General features: G+C 53.6%; 1 protein-coding gene. It reads left to right on the forward strand.

What is annotated here, in order from left to right:
* The coding region (locus tag MSG93_RS19250) for an Ig-like domain-containing protein (RefSeq protein ID WP_324622989.1) at positions 1-815 on the forward strand (815 nt) is incomplete at both ends.

Consider the following 815-nt stretch of genomic DNA (forward strand, 5'->3'; position numbering starts at 1 on the left):
GCAGGTAGTGACTTACTTGCAGATACGGATGCGACCATTGATGCCACAGCGACCTTCACCGATGCAGCAGGCAACAGCAGTACAGTGACTGACACGCAAGTGTATACAGTGGATGTGACTGCACCGAATGCCCCAGAGATTGATCCGGTCAATGGTACCGATCCAATCACCGGTACGGCAGAACCAGGTTCAACCGTGACTGTGACCTTCCCGGATGGCAGCACCGTTGATGTGGTGACTGATCCGGTAACAGGCGAATGGACTGTACCAAACCCAGGCGGTCTGGTGGATGGTGATACCATCACTGCGATTGCCACTGACCCTGCAGGTAACCCGTCTGTACCAGGTACAGAGACTGTAGACATCACTCCACCAAATCCAGCGGGTGCAACCCTTGCGATTGATGCGGTGACTGCGGACAACGTGTTGAATGCAGCAGAATCAACAACCACCATTACGGTGACAGGTACCTTAACCGGTATCCCTGCAGATGCAGCCACCACAGTGGTGACTTTAGTCATCAATGGCGTGACTTACACTGCAACTGTAGATGCAGCAACCGGTAACTGGACAGCGGATGTAGCAGGTAGTGACTTACTTGCAGATACGGATGCGACCATTGATGCCACAGCGACCTTCACCGATGCAGCAGGCAACAGCAGTACAGTGACTGACACGCAAGTGTATACAGTGGATGTGACTGCACCGAATGCCCCAGAGATTGATCCGGTCAATGGTACCGATCCAATCACCGGTACGGCAGAACCAGGTTCAACCGTGACTGTGACCTTCCCGGATGGCAGCACCGTTGATGT

The sequence above is a fragment of the Acinetobacter sp. IK40 genome, assembly GCF_035615075.1.
GTDB lineage: Bacteria > Pseudomonadota > Gammaproteobacteria > Pseudomonadales > Moraxellaceae > Acinetobacter > Acinetobacter courvalinii.